Genomic DNA, 18,903 nt, shown 5'->3' on the forward strand with positions numbered 1-18,903 from the left:
GCCTCCTTTTAGATAAAGAGGTTCACGTCAGCCTCTTCCGCTGCGCCAAGATAGGTCGCGACTCCAGAGTATTCAATGCCGTCGATCAGCTCTTCTTTTTCAACGCCGAGAACGTCCATGGACATGGTGCAGGCGATCATGCGGACATTGTTCTCCAAAGCTTGCTTAAGCAACGTGTCGAGGGAATCAACGTTTTTGTCCTTCATAATTTTCTTCATCATGGCCGGACCCATGCCAAACATGTGCATCTTGGACAAACCAAGCTTGTCGACGCCTTTTGGAAGCATAGCGCCAAACATTTTTGACATGAAGTCTTTTGACACTGACGGCGGGTTGGACTTCTTCAGGATATTGAGACCCCAGAAGGTGTAGAACATGGTGACTTTTCTTCCCATGGCAGCAGCGCCGTTGGCAATGATCAGAGCCGCCAATGCTTTATCCAGGTCGCCGCTGAAGACGACGAGGGTTTTGTCATTAGGCATCTCTGCCAGATGCTGAGCCGGCTTGCGCTCAACTGTACCCTTCATGACGGTGGCGAAGACATTCTTCTTGTCGCCTTTACCGGAGCTCATCAGCGTATTGCCTGTCTTTTTGGCCCAAGTCGCAATATCGTTGACAAAGCCTGGATCTGTCGCAGTAACTTCAAGAACGTCACCCGGTTCGAGCTCTTCCATCTTTTTAAACACTTGAAGGATAGGACCTGGGCACTGGAGGCCGCAGGCATTGAGCTTGATGACATTGCCCGTCTCCTTGACTGCCTTGGACACAACCTCGCCGGAATCTGAAATCTCCATGTCGTCAATCATGACACCTTCCGTACCGCTGATGATTGTGCCACCGCATTTTTCCAGGTTGGCCGGATCCTGACAGTAGACGTTTTGGAAGGTTGAAAAGCCGCCGCTGAGGTTTCTGACATCTTCAAAACCGAGCTGCTTGAGGATGCGGGCTGCAATGTAGCCGCGAAGTCCTACGGCACAGTATACCACGATGGTTTTGGACTTGTCGAGCTCGCCATGACGCGCTCTGAGATCATCCACCGGAATGTTGATTGAGCCGCCTACGTAGCCGAGCTCGCGCTCTACCGGATCACGAACGTCAACGATCACGCTCTTCTCAGAATCCAAACCTTCAATCTCATGCCACTGTATGACATTGAGATCACCTTTTAGAATATTTTCAGCAGTAAAGCCCGCCATGTTGACCGGATCCTTTGCGGAAGAGTACGGTGGTGCGTAAGCCAGCTCCAGCTCTTTGAGGTCTTCAATGGTTCCGCCAAATCTTATAGCCGTTGCAATAACGTCAATACGCTTGTCGACACCGTCATGTCCAACGATTTGAGCCCCCAGCACTTTGCCTTTATTGTCGAAGATAAGCTTAAACGCCATGGGCAGGGCACCCGGATAGTAACCCGCATGAGACTTGGAATGAATGATGGACGTCCAGTAGTCGACGCCATAAGCTTTTCCGGCACGCTTCAGGGATTTCTCATTGACACCGGTATTTGCAACCGTAAGGTCGAAAACCTTGGCGATCGAAGTCCCTTGAGTGCCCTTGTATTCCTCGCTTGCGCCGGCAATATTGTTTGCCGCGATACGGCCTTGCTTGTTGGCAGGACCCGCAAGTGGGACCATAGCCTTGATCCCTTGGACGAAGTCCATGACCTCAACGGCATCACCAATAGCGTAAATGTTAGGATCGCTGGTCTTCAGCGTACTGTCGACCACAATGCCGCCGCGCTCGTTGAGCTCAAGGCCCGCGTCCTTCGCAAGCTGCGTCTGAGGACGGACACCAATGGAAAGGAGCACAATCTCGGCGTCCACCTTGGCACCGCTTGCCAAAGTGACCGTGGTGACACCATTGTTGTAGTCAAATTCTTTGACGCCGTCAGAAAGGCGGAGGTCGACACCCTTTTGTCTGAGGTGTGCATGAACCTGCTGCGCCATCTCAAAATCGATGGGTGCCATAACCTGATCCAGCATCTCAATGACGCTGACCTGAATGCCTCTGTCCCAAAGGTTCTCCGCCATTTCAAGACCAATAAAACCGCCGCCTATGACTGCCGCTCTCTTTGGCTTGAGGTTGTCGACGAAGCCCTTGATGGCATCCGTATCTGGAATATTCCAAAGGGTAAAGATGTTTGGATTGTTGATGCCAGGAATTGGCGGCTTGAGCGGTGTCGAGCCTGGTGACAGGACCAGGACGTCGTAGCTCTCTTCGTATTTCTGACCGCTGGCAAGGTTGATAACCTCGATGCTTTTCTTCTCACGGTTGATGCTGAGCACTTCGTTCTGAACACGCACGTCTATGTTGAAGCGCTTTTTCATGTCCTCCGGCGTCTGAACCAGCAGCGCCGAACGCTCTTCAATGGTCTCACCAATATAATACGGCAGGCCGCAGTTCGCAAATGAAATGTATTCGCCTTTTTCGAACAGAATAATTTCCGCAGTTTCATCTACACGTCTGAGACGGGCAGCCGCACTCGCGCCACCGGCGACACCGCCGACTATCAATACTTTTTTTCCCACTTTAGACCCTCCAATTAGGTTTAAGTTAGTTGATTCTCACTTTTAACTTCCGAGCACCCCCACCCCTATGGGGGCGATTACACTCTCAATATACCCCTATCCGGATCGTTTGTCAATAGATTATCAGCACGAATTGCTTCAACGACACAAATTTTTAAAGCCCTCTCCCGACAGGTCAGTTTATGCCGATGGTCTATAATTCCGGGATGGGAGAAAGCAGCTCGAAGAGGCCCATAGCCGTAAATAGCTTTAACCAAAATTCCAAACATAGAAAAAGCACCTCTGCCGGAATATCCCCACAGAGGTGCTTCTAACTTCATTGAATCATTTGGAAAGTCCTGTTTGCTTCTCGTTTAGACTAAGCCATGAACAGCTTGATGTCGTCCTCAACAGAACCGACGCCTGCGATGCCAAACGTATTTACGAGTACATTTGCGACGTTAGGTGACAGGAACGCAGGAAGCGTTGGTCCAAGGTGAATGTTTTTCACGCCGAGGTACAGAAGGGCAAGGAGAACGATGACAGCCTTTTGCTCATACCAGGCGATGTTGTAAGCGATAGGAAGATCGTTGATGTCATTGAGTTCGAAGACTTCCTTGAGCTTGAGGGCGATGACAGCCAGCGAGTAAGAGTCGTTGCACTGACCAGCGTCCAGAACTCTTGGGATGCCGCCAATGTCACCGAGCGGAAGCTTGTTGTAACGGTATTTTGCGCAGCCCGCTGTTAAAATGACGGTGTCATTAGGAAGGGCTTTAGCGAATTCTGTATAGTAGTCGCGGTCCTTCATACGGCCGTCGCAGCCTGCCATGACGAAGAACTTCTTGATGGCGCCGGATTTAACCGCGTCGACAACCTTATCAGCAAGGGCAAAGACTTGAGCATGCGCAAAGCCGCCAACAATTTCGCCAGTTTCGATTTCCACAGGTGCTGCGCAAGTCTTAGCCATCTCGATGACTGCGCTGAAGTCCTTAGCGCCGCCTTCAGGTCTGTCCGCAATGTGAGGGCAGCCAGGGAAGCCAGCGGCACCCGTTGTGAAAAGCTTGTGCTTGTAGCTGTCTTTAGGAGGCACAATACAGTTGGTCGTCATGAGGATTGGGCCGTTGAAGGACTCAAACTCTTCATTTTGCTTCCACCAAGCGTTGCCGTAGTTGCCTACAAAATGCTTGTAGGCCTTAAATTTTGGATAGTAGTTCGCAGGAAGCATCTCACTGTGGGTATAGACGTCGACGCCTGTACCTTCCGTTTGCTTGAGAAGCTCTTCCATATCGCGGAGGTCGTGGCCAGAAATCAGGATCCCCGGGTTCTTGCCTACGCCAATATTGACTTTTGTAATCTCTGGATTGCCGTAAGTCGATGTGTTGGCTTTGTCGAGAAGCGCCATAACGTTGACACCGTACTCGCCAGTCTTGAGAACCAATGCGACGAGCTCATCCGCAGTGAGGGCGTCATTCGTCGTTGCGACGAGGGCTTCTTCAGCGAAAGCCGCAATGGTAAGATCCTCGTAGCCAAGGTTCATAGCGTGCTCTGCGTAAGCCGCCATACCTTTGAGCCCATAGATGATCAGCTCACGGAGGGAACGAACATCTTCATTTTCAGTAGAGAGGACACCAATGCTTGGCGCCTTCGCGTCAAACTCAGCCTCTGTGGATGCTGTCCAAGTTGCGGACTCATGTAAATCAGCAGGAATTTCAACGCCGTTCGCGACGAGAGCGGCTTTGATTTCCTCACGAAGCGCAAGCGCGTCTTGAATGCGCTTGACGAAAGCAGCTTTGTCAAAGTTGGCATTTGTTATAGTTGTAAAGAGACTTTCAACGATGAAACGGTCCGTTCTCTTTGGAGAAAGGCCTTTTTCACGAGCGATCAGGTCAAATCTGGAAATGCCTTTAAGGACGAAGATGAGCAGATCTTGAAGATTCGCGACGTCATCCGGTTTGCCGCATACACCGCGGATGGTACAGCCTACGCCTTTTGAAGCTTCCTGACATTGATAACAGAACATGGACATGAATCAATCTCCTTTCAATATCTTGCTGAAGGTTTGTTTATGAACTTCTTAAGTCCACTATATATTTATATATCCAACTTAGCGGTAACTCAGGTTACATTTTTGAAAAACTTCGACATTTTCTCTGGAATAGTCTCTTTTCTTATCTTAGAGAATTTCGCCATTTTGCTTGATTGTCACTTCACTGTACGGGAAGATTCGTCCAGACTGGAGCATGGCGCTCTTCACCGCGTGGGTTATTCCTGAGCAGCAAGGTACCTGCATACGGACCACGGTCACTGACTTTAAATCGTTAACGGTAAACAGCTCCGCCAGCTTATTGATATAGTGCTGATTGTCATCCAGCTTTGGACACCCAATCAGTACCACTCTGCCTTTGACGAAGTCTTTGTGGAAGTCACCATAGGCAAAGGCAGTGCAGTCCGCCGCAATCAGCAGGTCCGCGTTTTGAAGGAACTCGGAGCGCGTATTCACTAAATTGATCTGGACCGGCCAGGTCGTCAACTCAGAGGGTCTGACCCCTTCACTTGAATTCTGGACGGGTGCCGATGGTTTCATAACCTGCTCCATCGATTTGCGTTCAATGGTCATTGGCTTAGAGCTTGGGCAGCCGCAGTCACAACCGCAATCGTCATCCGCTGGGGCACTGTGGAAGCCCGCCGGCGGAGGCGTAAAGCCAAATGGCGTCTTGGATGCGGCAAGTCTCGCATCTACTGCTTCCTGAGAGTACTCGTCCGCGTCACGCTCTATGATCTTGATGGCACCTGTAGGACAAGCAGGCAAGCAGTCTCCGAGGCCGTCGCAGTACATGTCACTGACCAATCTCGCCTTGCCATTCACCATTTCAATAGCGCCTTCATGACAGGCGTCTACGCACAGCCTGCAGCCATTGCAAAGTGCTTCGTTTATTTCAACAATTTTTCTTTTCATTTAAATCTCTCCGTTCTATCTTTTGTGTTATGCAAACTCAACGTCAGACTACCCTAAAAACATTGTAACTTATCCATTTTAGTCATACCTACAAACACACTGCTTCTCCTTGAACTTATGCTTAGATTATATTAATCTTAAGCTATTAAGTATGTAACGCACGTTACAAAAAAAGAAAAGGTGATGAAAATGAGCAATACTCTAACGGTATTAAAGCGCTGCCGCCTGTTCACCAATCTTCATGAAGGCCAAATAGCACATCTGCTCAACGTCCTCGGCGCTAAAACCGTCAACTACAAAAAGGATACTGCCATCGCCATTGAAGGCGACAGCTGTGAACGTCTGGGCATTGTCATAGAAGGAAAGGTCGACCTGCAGAACATCCTTCCTTCTGGAAAAGTGGTTACACTTATTCAGTTTGGACCTGCCGAGGTCTTTGGCGAAGCCCTCATTTTCTCCAAGCAGACCGAGTACCCTGTTACGATCACCAGCGGCACTGCCTGCTCTATCCTTTTCATCGATAAGAAAGAAGTGGTCTTTCTTCTAACCCACCATCCTGTGCTGCTGGAGAACTTCCTTGGTCTCTTGTCAGACAAGCTCTTTTTCATGAACAAGAAGGTCAAGGTTTTGGCCCTTGAAACGATCCGCCAAAAAATCTGCGACTTCATCTTAAAAGAATATAAAAAGCAGAAAAAAATGAAGCTCGACATTCCCTACTCCAGAAAGGAAATGGCCGAGCTTATGTCCCTCCAGCGTCCCTCCCTGTCCAGGGAGCTGATCAATATGCGGGAGGAAGGCCTGATAGACTTCGACAAACACACTATAGAAATCCTGGATCTTGAAGGTGTCGAGCTTGAAATCCTCTAAATAAAAAAAACCCTTCCTCCATTTTGGAAAAAGGGCGCATAATCATGATTCAGCTTTTAATGCCTAGGATTTAAGGAGCTCGTCCAGTCTTGTCTTGTCAAAGCCTTGAACCACTTCATCATCCACATAGATGACCGGTACGCCCATAAAGCCTTTGGACATCAGTTCTTTTCTGGCAACTGTATCCGTTGAGACATTCTTTTCTTCAAACGCAATATTGTTTTCCTTAAGATAATTCTTTGCAAGATGGCAGTAACTGCAGGTGGAGCTTGTGTAGACCACTACTTTTTTGCTCATGCCAGATCCCTCCAATTTCAAATTAGCATCTAGATCCGCCGTACTGGGAACGAACCACGAAGCCCTTTGAGAAAAAGTTTTTCATGAAGTCGATTTCAAAGGTTTTGAACTGATCCTTGAGGTCCTTTTCAACCATGAGCTTGCCATTGCCGAAGTCCTCAGTGTAATCATTCTCTTTTTGCTCATCCAGAGCAATGCCGAAAACGGGACCGCCTCAGCCAATGCCTCGGACGAACACACGGAAGTTCATTGCTTTGTCTTTGCGGGTTTCAAGCGTATTTATAAGTTCTTTCTTAGCTTCTTCAGTCACTTTAAAAACCATGTTATACCCTCCTTGTATCCCCCCTGGGTGGGGGTTGACTTAATCATAAACCATGGGGGGGTATTTTGTCAACATAAAATTTAAGTCATTGACTGGTTCTGCTTATACACTTGACACGCTACCATCGGCCTCAATCTCTTTATTCCCTGAATTGACGAAAGCTAAACACAGCGAACTTTTTAGCTTAAAATTTTAATTTCATTCGTTAGAAACCTGACCAAGGCCCTAAAATTAGAGTTTTAGGGTCATGTTTATAAATAGATACATTCGGTTATACACACAACCCACAGGTTATCCACAGTTTTCCACAACCTTTTCCACAAAAAGTGTGAACTTTCCTGATTCTCATTCTCAAAACACGCACCGCTATTTGAGTCTGCTGGCGCACAGATTTCCATTATCATTCAAGGCACGCCAATACAGAATCATGGCGTGATCGTGTATACTATAACCGGAAAGGAAGTGACACCCATGACGGTCTGGAAGTCCCACGGTCTCCGGGGCGACGCCCTGGAATCCCTGCTCCTGAAAACCCATGATTATTACCGCTCCAAGCAGCTGGCTCGCATTGACAAAATCCACGTGCCTGTCAAAGTGGTGGAGCTGGATGAACGTGGCATGATCACCAAGGCTTACTTTGAGAAAAAGTCCACCATTGACTTTCAGGGTGTGATTCAGGGCGTAGGGGTAGCCTTTGAAGCTAAGGAAACACATCAGAAGAATCTGCCGCTGTACAATATCCACGAGCACCAGGTTGAGTTCATGCGGGATATAGACGCCCAGGGAGGTCTGACCTTTATCATTGTGCATTTCAAATTTAATGATACCTACTTCCTCATCCCCTATGAGGTCGTGCGGGATTATTATTATGGAAAGACGCGTAAATCCATCCCCTACAGCGCCATGAACGCGCAGTACAAGATTGAGCTGACTGCCATGGGCGTACTGAATTATCTCCCCGCCCTCAACAATTATGTGCGGGAAAAGATGAAGGAACAAAAAAAATGACCCGGAGCACGCCACTCCGGGTCATTTTTTTTCTTAAATTTCCTCAAACGCATTCGCCAGCCGGGCAAACTCTTCAATAGAAAGTGCTTCTCCCCTAATATTCGGCAAAATTTCCACCTCTTCAAGGGCTGTGAGGATCTTGTCTTTTGGCATGGAGAGGCCGGCACTGAGCGCATTGAGCAGCGTTTTACGCCGTTGTCCAAAGGCCGCTTTGACCAATTTGAAGAAAAAGTCGGGATTGACCAGCTCGACGCAAGGCTTCTCACGAAGCTTAAGGCGGATCACCAGGCTTTCAACACTAGGCTGAGGCATAAAGACCGTTGGCGGCACTTTTTGGACCACGGCGGCTTCACAGTAGTACTGCACCGCAATGGAAAGCGACCCGTAGGCCTTTGTGGATGGGGAGGCTGTCATGCGCTCCGCCACTTCCTTCTGGATCATGACCACAATTTCGCTCACGGGAAGCCGCTCCTCGAGGAAGCGCATCAAAATGGGCGTTGTCACGTAATAAGGCAGGTTTGCGACGACCTTGGGCTTTCGGTCGCCAAAGTGCTCATTTAAGAGTGCTTTGACGTCAATTTTAAGAATATCGCCGTGAACGACTTCGACATTGTCGAGACCGTCCAAGGTTTCATTCAGGACAGGCAATAAGCTGCTGTCAATTTCCACAGCAACGACTTTTTCCGCATGGGCAGCCAGGACCTGGGTCATAACGCCAATACCCGGTCCGACCTCAAGTACCATGTCCTCAGGTCCGACCTCCGCGTTGGCGACGATTCGATTCACCGTGCCTTCGTCGATCAGGAAGTTCTGACCCAGACTCTTGGAAAAGCGAAAGCCATACTTGTCCATAATATACCGAATGGTGGATGGTGAGGTAAGCTTCAGCATGTCTGTGGTCCTCCATTTTCAAGGTCAATTGCCGTCAGCGCTTTTTCGAATTCTTCCCTGGACACGCCAAAGCGATTGAGTCTGAGCAGGAACTGCTTGCCGTTGCCATAGCCAATGCCGAGAAGCTTTCCCATTTTATCCCTGCGCTTTAGGGCACCGGGGCCCCCTTCCAGGCCATTCCTAATCAAATCTGATTTTGTGAATTCGTCCACCGGGTTCTCTACCCAGGTCCTGACCTTTTCAAGCGCTGCCAGGATTGCTTCAGGCTTTGCGTTTTCAATGCCTATATCGCCCTCAGAAGTGGCGTCTGCCCGGGAAAGATAAGCGTGCCTGGCATTTGGCACACGCCGCTTGAGTCTCTCGCGGATCCGCTCCCCCATGAAGTCCGGATCCGTGAAAATAATGACGCCGCAGCGGCGGTCTGCCTCTTCAATGGCCTTAAAAGTGGTTTCCTTGATGCCATAGCCGCTTGTGATGATGATTTGCGCATCTACCGCCCGTTTCACTGCGCGTTCGTCACTTCGCCCCTCTACAACAATAACCTCTTTGATCCGCATCATTTGACAGTCCTCGGATCCGGAATGCCAAAAAATCGCAGACCGTTCTGATAAGTGGCTTCAGCGGCCTCTTCCAGACTGATCCCCCTGATTTGGGCCACCTTTTCACAGGTGTGCCGGACGTACATAGGCTCGTTGCGTTTGCCGCGGTTGGGCTCCGGCGTCAGGTACGGCGCGTCTGTTTCAATCAGCAGCCGCTCCAGGGGCACCTGTTCTACGACGCTTATTGTCTTGTGATTGTTCTTATACGTTACCGGCCCGGCAATGGAAATATAAGCCCCAAGCTTGACGTATTCCTTAGCCAGCTCCGCGCTTGAAGAATAGCAGTGCATCAGAACGCCGTGATCAAAGGCCTTCTCCGCCTTCAGCGTCTTAAAGATCTCTTCATGGGCTTCCCGGTCGTGGATAATCACCGGCATACCAAGGCGGCGAGCCAAGCGCAGCTGTTCTATGAACCATTTGCGCTGGACTTCGGGCTCGGAGAAATTATAATGGTAATCCAGTCCAATTTCCCCTATGGCAACAACCTTTTCTTTTTTCGCCAGGCTTTCGATCATGGCCAGCATGGCCTCGTCCATGGTCTTGGCGTCGTGGGGGTGAACCCCCACGGCCGCGTAAATGAAATCATAAGCTTCACTCAGTTTGACGGCAGCCATGGAGCTTTCCAAGCTGGCGCCGGGGTTCACCATCAGCGAGACACCGTTGCTTTTTGCCCGATTGATGACGAACTCCCGGTCGTTTTCAAATTTTTTCGAATCCAAATGGGTATGGGAATCAAAGAGCATGTCGTACCTCTTTTCTTTTGCTTGTTAGGACATCAGGACATTAAAGTTGCTTTGGTCACCTTTTAGGAAACCGTTGTGCCGGAAGGCATGTCTACCGTCAGCAGGCCAAGGGACTCGCCGTCCGCAGCGGCCAGGATCATGCCGTGGGATTCAACACCCCGGAGCTTGACCGCTTTCAGATTGGCGACCAGGATAACCTTACGGCCCACTAAGGCCTCCGGCTCAAAGAACTTGGAGATGCCGCTGACGACCTGACGTGTCTCTTCCCCAGCTTTGAGCTGGAGTATCAGCAGTTTGTCCGCGTTTGGATGGCGCTCGCAGGCCACGACCTCCGCGACCTTGAGCTGAACCTTGGCGAAGTCGTCAATGGAGATTTCTGCGGGTTGTGGGGCGCCGTGACTATCGGCAGAAGCCTTGTCTTTGGCATTTTCTTTTGGAACAGGCGCTTCCTTCTTCTCTTCCTTCTCAGGGGCTTCAACCGGCGCGCCAAGCGCTGCCAGGGATTCGAGTTCCTTTGGAACGTCTATGCGCGGGAAAAGCGCTTCTGCTTTCGTGACCTGGAGGCCTTCAGGCAGCAGGCCAAAGCTGCGGGCGCTGTCCCAATGGGTCAGGTCGCCCTCTTCGAGGCCAAACTGCGTCCAGATCTTGCGGGAGGTGTGAATCATAAACGGCTGAATGAGCGCTGATACAATGCGGATGGACTCTGCCAGGTTGTAGAGCACCGTGTCGAGGACGTCTTTTTGGTGCTCATCCTTGGCAAGGGCCCATGGCGATGTCTCATCAATGTACTTGTTGGTGCGGCGGACCAGTTTCCAGATCTCGTCCAGAGCGGTTGAGAAGTCGAGCTTGTCGAGGCGCTCCTCTACCTTGCCTATAGTTTCCTCAGCCAGCGCGCTCAGCGAAGCGTCAAAGGCCGTGACGGCGCTGCCCTTCTTGATGACGCCGCCGTTGTATTTCTCGATCATGGCGACGGTGCGGGAAACCAGGTTGCCCAAATCGTTTGCCAAGTCGGAGTTTAAGCGGTTGAGCAGGACCTCATTGGTGAAGATGCCGTCCTGTCCAAAGGAGTACTCCCGCAGAAGGAAGTATTTTAGGGCATCCACACCGTAGCGGTCAATCAGGACCACCGGATCGACAATATTGCCCTTGGATTTCGACATTTTTCCACCTTCGAGGAGGATCCAGCCGTGGCCAAAGACCTTCTTGGGCACCGGTACATCCAAGGCCATCAGCATGGCCGGCCAGATGATCGTGTGGAAACGGACAATCTCCTTGCCGACGAGATGAACGTCCGCCGGCCAAAACTTGGCGAAATCGCCATCCACTTCTTCAGGATAACCCAGGGCAGTGACGTAGTTGCTCAGGGCATCCAGCCACACGTAGATGACGTGCTTTGGATCAAACGGTACAGGGATCCCCCAGTCAAAAGAGGTCCGTGTCACGCAGAGGTCCTCGAGGCCCGGTTTGATAAAGTTGTTGACCATCTCGTTGACCCGGGACTTTGGCTCAGCGAAGCCTTCCACGTTTTCAAAGAGGTCCAGGAGGCGGTCCTGGTATTTGGACATTTTAAAGAAATAGGCTTCTTCACTGGTTTTGGTGACCTCACGGCCACAGTCCGGGCACTTGTGGTCCACGAGCTGGGACTCAGTCCAGAAGGACTCACACGGTGTGCAGTACATGCCCTCGTAAGTACCTTTATAGATGTCACCTTTTTCATAGAGCTTCTCGAACATCATCTGAACCCGGCGCTCATGGTAGTCGTCCGTGGTGCGGATGAATTTGTCGTAGGAGATCTCCATGACCTTCCAGAGATCTTTGATTTCAGCGACGACCTTATCCAGAAATTCCTTTGGTGCCTTGCCCTGGGCTTTGGCGACATTTTCGATTTTCTGGCCGTGCTCGTCTGTGCCGGTCAGGAACATGACGTCGAAGCCTTGGGCGCGCTTGTACCTGGCCATGACGTCCGCCGCCACAGTGGTATAGGTATGGCCAATGTGAAGCTTGGAGCTTGGATAGTAGATTGGCGTAGTGATGTAGAATGAGCCTTTTGCTGACATAGTGCACTTCCTTTCAAATAAAATCATTTTGGGGTTCGGATATAGGTTAAGTTGGTCCATGATCAATTATCCGGCTATACAGCCAAACACGTGCTGAATGTGACTAAAAAAAGATAAACCTCCGTCCTGATTCCTCAAGGACGAAGGTTCTGTTCGCGGTACCACCTTGCTTCACGCGACGAGTCGCGTCTCAGCGCTGCAAAGCTTTTAAGCGCTGCTGGACAGCTGCTTTGCGGCAGGCAGTGTAACGTTTGCCGGACGGCGCTGACTATGTGGCAGTTTTTCTCACCTGTTCGTCAGGGCGGTTCAGGGGCCATCTTCGCATTTCGCTTGCCGCCGGCTCTCACCATCACCCGGCTCTCTGTGGGGTTGCGATAATGTTACTCTTCCCATCATGACCTTTTGATATCAATTGTACCACATTATAGCACAACGTGAATTTTGGTGCAAGTTTCGCATGCCTCCAGTAAAAACAAGTTGATTCCCTCTTGTTATTATGATAAAACCATAGAGAACTCCAACAAAAACGCAATTCTATGGTATCAACAAAGAGGTGCAGAATCTATGAGCAAATATTTGAACGACCAACTCAATCAAATCCGGCAAGTTGAGCTGGATCTCATGAACATTGATTTTAAAGAAGAACGCATTCGCATTCAGGGCGCAGAGGCAGGAGACCATGAGAAACGCTTCGACCTTGTCTTTGAAGGCGTCAACGCCTTTTTTTACAGTGATCCAAGTGAAATGGAAGCCGCAATTCCAGGCAGGCGTTCGACCATGAAAACCGTCGCTTACCAGCATGATGGCTTCGGTGAGTTTGCGGTTGTACATCGTCACGAAGAAGTGGACGACGCAGATTTTCTGAATCTTGAATCCAACATTTCAGTGCCAAACTTCAACATTGAATTTGATGATGCCACCCTCTTCATAGAAGCAGAAGGCATTACCATTAATGATCGCCGTTATACCCTGACAAAACAGAGCTGATCTGGGCAAGGCTGTCGCAAAACTATTGAATAGTTCGGCGACAGCCTTTTTTTTGAGAGTGGCTTGTTTGAACGAAGGGACTAAACGAAAACAGCAGTCGCCAGTGGGGCGTAATTCCTGCGCCTCTCACCGCCCATTCAGGGAAAAACGCAAAAAAATCAATTGGCAGGCAACTATTTCGTGTAAAATTTGAAAATAGGGTACAAATAGGATAATAGGCATTTTTAAGAGAAAAGATGTCAGCAAAGAATAAGGGGGTAACTCACTTGAATTCACAACTCGTATTTACACTTAAGGACGTTGGCATGCTGGTCATTTGGGCACTGCTCGTCGCCATACTTATTTTTATCCTTTTGGTTCTGATCCGCTTTTACCGGTCCTTCAAAGATATCATGAAGATTGTCGACGACCACAGAACCAATATTGATAAAGTCCTGGAAGAAGCACCTGGCATCACAAAAAATGTCAATCAAATTTCAGATGAGGTCAACACCACACTTAAGGCTTTCCATGGCACTATTCAAAACGTCGCCGAAACTACGGAGGCAGTGACCACTTCTATCAAAGACAACAAGGATATTGTTTCCAACATCTCATCTGTTTTCAATACTGCCAGGATCGTTAAAGGTTCCTATGACAGAATTTTTAAAACGGAAGAGGAAATAAACGCGGAAGCTGAAGCGAAGGCTGATACCGAGGCGCATAAAAAGCCTCCAAAAAGTAAAAAAACTGCTGATACACCTGAAAAGGACACAAAAATTGAGCTGTAATACACGTAAAGGCGTTCTCGACATTCTTGAAATTCTTAAATTTTCCTAAAAAACGGATTAAAATCCGTTTTTTATGTTTACTTTTTATCCATTTTGTGGTATAAATGAATATATCATCTAAGTCTTGACACCATGTCTCTGGCTTAGATTTTTCTTTTTTGCAACATAAGAATTTCCAGTTGACTATTAATGTAAATGCTGGTATTCTTATCTTAAGCGAATTTTGTCGAAATTTGCACTTAAAAAAGGAGGTTTTTATATGAAGTCAACAGGAATTGTAAGAAAAGTGGATGAACTCGGACGTGTTGTTATTCCGATTGAACTTAGAAGAACCCTTAGCATTGGTGAGAAAGACGCGCTTGAAATCTTTACTGAAGCAGACACGATCATTCTCAAGAAATACGAGCCTGCTTGTATTTTCTGCGGCCAGGCAAAAGGGGTCAAAAACATTAAAGGCAAAAATATTTGTCCGGACTGTATTACTGAAATTACCAAACTTTAAGCTCTAATGCATGATCCCTCAAAAAAGGCGGTGCCAGTTTAATCTGAGCATCGCCTTTTTTTTTAACGCATTTCTATACCTGTGTAGAAAGCTTATATACCTCTTTCTTCGACAAACCGTAAAGCGCGGCTACTTCCGCCGCGGCGTCCTTTCTGCTCATTCCTTCTTCTACGCGGTTCATCAGCTCACGCAGAACCTCATCTTCTTCAGGTGCTTCAGCTCCATCTGTGCCTGCCTCAAGCGGGTCTGCACCAGCCAGGACAATGACGAACTCACCCTTCGGCGCCTGGGCTTCAAAATGTCGGATGGCCTCCGTGACGGTTCCCCTCACAAATTCTTCGTAGCGCTTTGTCAGCTCCCGCGCCACCGCGATCCGCCTGTCTCCAAAGCACGCCAGCATGTCCTTCAGCGTCGCTTCCAGCCTGTGTGGCGCCTCATAGAAAATAAGCGTCCGTTCATCCCGCACCAAAGCCTCAAACTGACTTCGACGGGTCTTTTTATTCCTGTCAGGAAAACCCTCAAAAGCAAAGCGCGCCGTTGGAAGCCCAGAAAGAATCAGCGCGTGTATGCCGGCGACAGGGCCTGCGATCAATTCCACATGAATCCCTTCACGGATGCAGCTCTCAATCAGCACCTCTCCTGGATCCGAGATCCCCGGCATGCCCGCGTCAGAAACCAGCGCAATATTCATCCCGCTCTTCAGCTTCTCCATCAACGCCTCACCAGATTTTCTGAGGTTGTGCTCATGATAGCTGACGAGAGGTTTGCGGATGCCCAGATGATTCAGCAGCTGCGAAGACCGCCGTGTGTCTTCCGCCGCCACAAGGTCCGCCTGCTGAAGGACTTCCTCAAGCCTTCTGGAGATATCCCCCAAATTGCCTATGGGTGTGCCACATACGAATAGTGTTCCCGTCATCATAGGCCCTCCTTCTCGAGTCCTGAATCCCGAGGCGTTGGGTCAACACCGGCCCGTTTGTAAATTTCGAGGATCTCCGGATCATAACCGCCCTCATCAGAATAAACGTAAAGCGGCGGCTCGACCCGCATTTCAGCGCCACCGCCCCGTACACCCTTAATCAGGAGGATGTTTGGCGCCTGCCCCCGCTTTGGATGCACAAACCTGAGGAGTTTCGGCTCAAGCTTATACCGCCGCATCAGCTCGATCATGTCTGGAAGCCGGGATGGCCTGTGCACCATGAAAAATCCCCCGCCGGGCTTCAGAAGCTGCGCTGCGGTACGAATAACATCCTCCAGGGTGCAATGGATCTCATGCCGGGCTATAGCTTTCGCGTCCCTGGGATTCACAAGACCGCCGCCGCCCGCTACGTAGGGTGGGTTGGTAACCACGACATCCACAGAAGATTTGTTCAAGTGCGTAGTGGCATTTCTTAGGTCATCTGAGATAATTTGAATCCGGGCCTCAAGCCCGTTATAAACGACGCTCCTCCGCGCCATTTCCGCGACTTCTTCCTGGATTTCAAACGCGGTTATAGAGGACGCTTTCGTCTTTGCGCTAAGCAGCAATGGCAGGATCCCATTTCCCGTGCCCAAATCGACTATATGCGCTCCATGCTTTGCTTTGGCAAAGTCGCTGAGCAGCACAGCGTCCACGCCAAAACAAAAGCCGCTGGGATTTTGGATTATGCTGAGCCCATTTAGCTGCAAATCATCTACGCGTTCACCCGGGAGTACGAGTTTCTCTCTTTCCATGATGCTGCCACCTCCTGTATCTACAGTTTCTCCTGTTTCTCCTGTTGCTCCAGAGCCTAAAAAAGCCGCCCGCCAGACCATAGTCTGGATCTTAGGCGGCTTTTAAGCACTGAATCAAATCAAATTATTTCTTCTTGCGCCTTCTTGGTCGTCTTCGGCGTGGCTTTTGTCCTTCTTCGCCTGTGCCCTCAGTCTCCGCGTCACCCTTAGGACCTTCAGAAACCTTATCCGGTTCTATGCTGCCCGGGGCGACCTGTCTTGGTTCAGATTTCTTTGCCGGCGGGTTTCTCCGTGCTTGTTCAGGACGTTCTGTCCGCTCAGTTTTCTCAGGTCGGTCAGCCTTAGCCTTTTGTGGCGGCCTTCCCTCGCGTTCACCGGATTTGTCAGCGCCGCCCTTACTTCGATCCCTGCGGTCGCCGGCGCCAGCGCCACTTCCTGCCCCATCCCGCCGGTTTGGCTGATTAGGTTTCAAGTGGTCGTCAAGACCATCAAAGCGCATGTCATCAAAAGGCTCTTCCTCTGCCGGCTTGACATACTCAGGATTGTCTCCCAGCTGATTCTTCTTATAGGTCACAATGTCCTCGCTGAGCTCCAGACGCCCGTCCGGCTGTTCATTGAGGATATGACGCACCTTAACGGACTCCGTCAAAATCACTGAGTCAAGCACCACGCCCATGCCGTCCGGTGTTTTAATCCGCTCGCCTCTGTTTGGCAGCTCACGGCGAATCTCCTGATAAGTGTCGTGCTCGTATTTGAGGCAGCACATCAGACGTCCGCAAATACCTGAAATTTTTGTTGGGTTCAATGAAAGGTTTTGATCCTTTGCCATCTTGATTGACACTGGCGCGAAATCCCCGAGCCAGTTGGCGCAGCAAAGTCCAACGCCGCACGGACCAATGCCGTTGACAATTTTCGCCTCATCCCGAACGCCAATCTGCCGTAGTTCAATCCGGGTTCTGAAAACAGAAGCGAGGTCTTTGACCAGCTCCCGGAAATCGATTCTGCCATCCGCAGTAAAATAGAATATGACCTTGTTACAGTCAAAGGTATATTCCACCTCTACCAGCTTCATTTCGAGCTCGTGCTCGATAATTTTTGCCTGGCAGGCAATGTGGGCTTCCTTCGCCTTTTCCTGGTTCTCTCTTTGAATTGCCTGATCCTCTTCAGTCGCAATTCGCATAACCTTTTTCAGCGGTGTGACAATTTCTGATTCGTCGACCTCCCGCAGTCCCAAGACAGCTTTTCCAAATTCGATGCCGCGGGCGGTTTCCACCACGACGTCATCTCCCCGTTGTATGTCAAGCCCGTCCGGGTCAAAATAGTAGATTTTGCCGGCCTTCTTAAACCGGACCCCTACGACTGTTATCATGCATTACCTCCTGTATTTTCAAAGCCATGGCGTGCATGGCGAGAGACGTGTTCGCATTACTGTTCAATGCGCGCGCCGTTTGGTCTAAAATATCAAGACAATCCAGCCACGGTGACTTTTGGGTCTTCCCCAAAAGCTCGATCAGGTCTGAACGCTTATCTTGACTGAAGATCTTCGCGCTTTCGGGATCCACCGAAAGGGCAGAAATATCTCGATACCATATTATCATCAATTCGATCAAAGAGGTAGCCAAAACTTTATCAGCGCTATATTTTTGAAGCTTGAAAAGTCCCTCGAGGGGATCTCGCTTCATCAAGGCTTTGAGGATGTCGAAGGCGTCCTGCCTCGTCTGAGAAAACACCTCAGAGGTTGCCAGCATGAGGGCTTTGGCTATGGAACCATCGGCAAAATTAGACGCCACCCGGGCGACGCCGGACTCAACCCCGTGCGCCTCAATGAGCCAGGCTTCTATCACCGGGGGGTTCAGTCTCGAAAAAGAAACGACCTGACATCTCGACAAAATTGTTGGCAGAAGCGCGTCCGCCTGGTTGGTCACGAAAATAAGCGTCGCGTAGGCCGGCGGCTCCTCGATCAGCTTCAGCAGCCGGTTCTGTGCGGATGCTGTCATGGTCTGAGCCTCGTCCACGACCACTACCTTGCGCGCCCCGCTATAAGGCTTGATCAGCACGAAGGACTGCAGGGCTTCAATTTGCTCAACCTTGACGGATTTCCCATCCGGCTCGATCTCCAGGTAATCCGGATGATTCTGCGTCTCGAATTTAAGGCAGGACTGACAATGGCCACAGCCCTCATCCAGACCTGACTCACAGAGCAGCGCCTTCGCCAGCTCCCTGGCGACCAACCGCTTCCCGCAGCCTGGAACGCCCTCAAAAATATAGCCATGCGCCAGTCTCTGCCGGTTCATGGCTAATCTCAACAGACCAATCACGTCTTCATGGCCTGCGATGCGATTATATCCCATAGTTCACCTCATCAGAACTTGACATGGCTCTCGACATCCACGACAAAAACCGTAGCTCCACCCACGGTCACCTCGATTGGCATTGTCATAAAACCGCCTGCCTCGCTGATGATTGACGTCGTTGTCGTGACCTCTTTGCGCGTTTTGCACGTCTCGCCAATCAGCGCCATGACATCCTCAATATGCTCTTTGCTGACGCCAATCAGCACCGTTGTATTGCCCGCTTTCAGGAAGCCGCCCGTCGACGCCAGTTTCGTCACGCCAAACCCAGCCTCATTAAGCTTACCAATGAGCTGCTGCGCGTCCTCGTCGTGGATGATTGCTATCACTAATTTCATA

At 50.0% G+C, this 18,903-nt stretch carries 17 protein-coding genes, 1 pseudogene and 1 other annotated feature; of the genes and pseudogenes, 5 read left to right on the forward strand and 13 right to left on the reverse strand.

What is annotated here, in order from left to right; all coding sequences use genetic code 11:
- Positions 1 to 8 precede the first annotated feature (8 nt).
- The 3 genes from BLP63_RS08095 to BLP63_RS08105 form a co-directional block, all read right to left on the reverse strand.
- Complete coding sequence (locus BLP63_RS08095; RefSeq protein WP_092590412.1) at positions 9 to 2,525, reverse strand: FAD-dependent oxidoreductase; 2,517 nt, start codon at positions 2,523 to 2,525, stop codon at positions 9 to 11.
- A 358-nt stretch (positions 2,526 to 2,883) separates the two neighbouring features.
- A complete protein-coding gene (gene hcp, locus BLP63_RS08100) occupies positions 2,884 to 4,530 on the reverse strand; it encodes a hydroxylamine reductase (RefSeq protein WP_092590413.1) in 1,647 nt (548 codons plus the stop codon).
- A gap of 147 nt (positions 4,531 to 4,677) precedes the next feature.
- A complete protein-coding gene (locus BLP63_RS08105) occupies positions 4,678 to 5,460 on the reverse strand; it encodes an ATP-binding protein (protein ID WP_092590414.1) in 783 nt (260 codons plus the stop codon).
- A 189-nt stretch (positions 5,461 to 5,649) separates the two neighbouring features.
- Between BLP63_RS08105 and BLP63_RS08110 the strand changes: the two genes are divergently transcribed.
- On the forward strand, positions 5,650 to 6,327 hold the full coding sequence (locus BLP63_RS08110; protein WP_170829364.1) for a Crp/Fnr family transcriptional regulator: 678 nt from the start codon (positions 5,650 to 5,652) through the stop codon (positions 6,325 to 6,327).
- A 63-nt stretch (positions 6,328 to 6,390) separates the two neighbouring features.
- Here the strand turns inward: BLP63_RS08110 and BLP63_RS08115 are convergent, their stop codons facing one another.
- A complete protein-coding gene (locus BLP63_RS08115; RefSeq protein ID WP_092590416.1) occupies positions 6,391 to 6,624 on the reverse strand; it encodes a glutaredoxin family protein in 234 nt (77 codons plus the stop codon).
- Between the two features lie 793 nt (positions 6,625 to 7,417).
- Here BLP63_RS08115 and BLP63_RS08120 point away from each other — a divergent pair.
- Positions 7,418 to 7,954 (forward strand): Holliday junction resolvase RecU, encoded by a 537-nt coding sequence (locus BLP63_RS08120; RefSeq protein WP_092590417.1) that lies wholly within the window; start codon positions 7,418 to 7,420, stop codon positions 7,952 to 7,954.
- Positions 7,955 to 7,987: 33 nt separating this feature from the next.
- On the opposite strand, the gene rsmA is transcribed toward BLP63_RS08120, so the two are convergent.
- From rsmA to metG, 4 genes are all read right to left on the reverse strand, one after another.
- Positions 7,988 to 8,845, reverse strand: coding sequence for a 16S rRNA (adenine(1518)-N(6)/adenine(1519)-N(6))-dimethyltransferase RsmA (rsmA, locus tag BLP63_RS08125; protein WP_092590418.1), 858 nt, complete (start codon positions 8,843 to 8,845; stop codon positions 7,988 to 7,990).
- On the reverse strand, positions 8,839 to 9,405 hold the full coding sequence (gene rnmV / locus BLP63_RS08130; protein ID WP_242870842.1) for a ribonuclease M5: 567 nt from the start codon (positions 9,403 to 9,405) through the stop codon (positions 8,839 to 8,841). Before rnmV ends, rsmA begins: the two co-directional genes overlap by 7 nt.
- Positions 9,402 to 10,187, reverse strand: a complete 786-nt coding sequence (locus BLP63_RS08135; protein ID WP_092590419.1) for a TatD family hydrolase — start codon at positions 10,185 to 10,187, stop codon at positions 9,402 to 9,404. Before BLP63_RS08135 ends, rnmV begins: the two co-directional genes overlap by 4 nt.
- 62 nt (positions 10,188 to 10,249) lie before the next feature.
- Positions 10,250 to 12,244, reverse strand: coding sequence for a methionine--tRNA ligase (metG, locus tag BLP63_RS08140; RefSeq protein WP_092590420.1), 1,995 nt, complete (start codon positions 12,242 to 12,244; stop codon positions 10,250 to 10,252).
- Between the two features lie 133 nt (positions 12,245 to 12,377).
- Positions 12,378 to 12,649, reverse strand: a binding site (T-box leader).
- Between the two features lie 159 nt (positions 12,650 to 12,808).
- Between metG and BLP63_RS08145 the strand changes: the two genes are divergently transcribed.
- From BLP63_RS08145 to BLP63_RS08155, 3 genes are all read left to right on the forward strand, one after another.
- On the forward strand, positions 12,809 to 13,231 hold the full coding sequence (locus BLP63_RS08145; protein ID WP_092590421.1) for a YxiG family protein: 423 nt from the start codon (positions 12,809 to 12,811) through the stop codon (positions 13,229 to 13,231).
- Positions 13,232 to 13,497: 266 nt separating this feature from the next.
- Complete coding sequence (locus BLP63_RS08150) at positions 13,498 to 14,001, forward strand: hypothetical protein (RefSeq protein WP_092590422.1); 504 nt, start codon at positions 13,498 to 13,500, stop codon at positions 13,999 to 14,001.
- 259 nt (positions 14,002 to 14,260) lie between these two features.
- On the forward strand, positions 14,261 to 14,503 hold the full coding sequence (locus tag BLP63_RS08155; RefSeq protein ID WP_092590423.1) for an AbrB/MazE/SpoVT family DNA-binding domain-containing protein: 243 nt from the start codon (positions 14,261 to 14,263) through the stop codon (positions 14,501 to 14,503).
- 73 nt (positions 14,504 to 14,576) lie between these two features.
- On the opposite strand, the gene rsmI is transcribed toward BLP63_RS08155, so the two are convergent.
- The 5 genes and pseudogenes from rsmI to BLP63_RS08180 all read right to left on the reverse strand — a co-directional run bounded on the left by rsmI (position 14,577) and on the right by BLP63_RS08180 (position 18,902).
- Positions 14,577 to 15,419 carry a 16S rRNA (cytidine(1402)-2'-O)-methyltransferase gene (gene rsmI, locus BLP63_RS08160; protein WP_207646435.1) on the reverse strand — a complete coding sequence of 281 codons (843 nt, stop codon included), beginning with the start codon at positions 15,417 to 15,419 and terminating at the stop codon, positions 14,577 to 14,579.
- Positions 15,419 to 16,213 carry a tRNA1(Val) (adenine(37)-N6)-methyltransferase gene (locus BLP63_RS08165; protein WP_092590425.1) on the reverse strand — a complete coding sequence of 265 codons (795 nt, stop codon included), beginning with the start codon at positions 16,211 to 16,213 and terminating at the stop codon, positions 15,419 to 15,421. Before BLP63_RS08165 ends, rsmI begins: the two co-directional genes overlap by 1 nt.
- Positions 16,214 to 16,841: 628 nt before the next feature.
- Positions 16,842 to 17,582, reverse strand: a pseudogene (locus tag BLP63_RS17060) (PSP1 domain-containing protein); the annotation flags it as partial.
- Positions 17,554 to 18,564, reverse strand: a complete 1,011-nt coding sequence (holB, locus tag BLP63_RS08175) for a DNA polymerase III subunit delta' (RefSeq protein ID WP_092590427.1) — start codon at positions 18,562 to 18,564, stop codon at positions 17,554 to 17,556. The gene holB and the pseudogene BLP63_RS17060, both read right to left, overlap by 29 nt.
- 11 nt (positions 18,565 to 18,575) lie before the next feature.
- On the reverse strand, positions 18,576 to 18,902 hold the full coding sequence (locus BLP63_RS08180) for a cyclic-di-AMP receptor (protein ID WP_092590428.1): 327 nt from the start codon (positions 18,900 to 18,902) through the stop codon (positions 18,576 to 18,578).
- Position 18,903: the final 1 nt, after the last annotated feature.

It is taken from the genome of Acidaminobacter hydrogenoformans DSM 2784, from assembly GCF_900103005.1.
GTDB lineage: Bacteria > Bacillota > Clostridia > Peptostreptococcales > Acidaminobacteraceae > Acidaminobacter > Acidaminobacter hydrogenoformans.

What these genes read in the sequence shown, in the direction of transcription:
- hcp (WP_092590413.1), bottom strand. Translation starts at nt 4,530, where the DNA reads ATGTCCATGTTCTGTTATCAATGTCAGGAAGCTTCAAAAGGCGTAGGC.
- BLP63_RS08105 (WP_092590414.1), bottom strand. Translation starts at nt 5,460, where the DNA reads ATGAAAAGAAAAATTGTTGAAATAAACGAAGCACTTTGCAATGGCTGC.
- BLP63_RS08110 (WP_170829364.1), top strand. Translation starts at nt 5,650, where the DNA reads ATGAGCAATACTCTAACGGTATTAAAGCGCTGCCGCCTGTTCACCAAT.
- BLP63_RS08115 (WP_092590416.1), bottom strand. Translation starts at nt 6,624, where the DNA reads ATGAGCAAAAAAGTAGTGGTCTACACAAGCTCCACCTGCAGTTACTGC.
- BLP63_RS08120 (WP_092590417.1), top strand. Translation starts at nt 7,418, where the DNA reads ATGACGGTCTGGAAGTCCCACGGTCTCCGGGGCGACGCCCTGGAATCC.
- rsmA (WP_092590418.1), bottom strand. Translation starts at nt 8,845, where the DNA reads ATGCTGAAGCTTACCTCACCATCCACCATTCGGTATATTATGGACAAG.
- rnmV (WP_242870842.1), bottom strand. Translation starts at nt 9,405, where the DNA reads ATGATGCGGATCAAAGAGGTTATTGTTGTAGAGGGGCGAAGTGACGAA.
- BLP63_RS08135 (WP_092590419.1), bottom strand. Translation starts at nt 10,187, where the DNA reads ATGCTCTTTGATTCCCATACCCATTTGGATTCGAAAAAATTTGAAAAC.
- metG (WP_092590420.1), bottom strand. Translation starts at nt 12,244, where the DNA reads ATGTCAGCAAAAGGCTCATTCTACATCACTACGCCAATCTACTATCCA.
- BLP63_RS08145 (WP_092590421.1), top strand. Translation starts at nt 12,809, where the DNA reads ATGAGCAAATATTTGAACGACCAACTCAATCAAATCCGGCAAGTTGAG.
- BLP63_RS08155 (WP_092590423.1), top strand. Translation starts at nt 14,261, where the DNA reads ATGAAGTCAACAGGAATTGTAAGAAAAGTGGATGAACTCGGACGTGTT.
- rsmI (WP_207646435.1), bottom strand. Translation starts at nt 15,419, where the DNA reads ATGACGGGAACACTATTCGTATGTGGCACACCCATAGGCAATTTGGGG.
- BLP63_RS08165 (WP_092590425.1), bottom strand. Translation starts at nt 16,213, where the DNA reads ATGGAAAGAGAGAAACTCGTACTCCCGGGTGAACGCGTAGATGATTTG.
- holB (WP_092590427.1), bottom strand. Translation starts at nt 18,564, where the DNA reads ATGGGATATAATCGCATCGCAGGCCATGAAGACGTGATTGGTCTGTTG.
- BLP63_RS08180 (WP_092590428.1), bottom strand. Translation starts at nt 18,902, where the DNA reads ATGAAATTAGTGATAGCAATCATCCACGACGAGGACGCGCAGCAGCTC.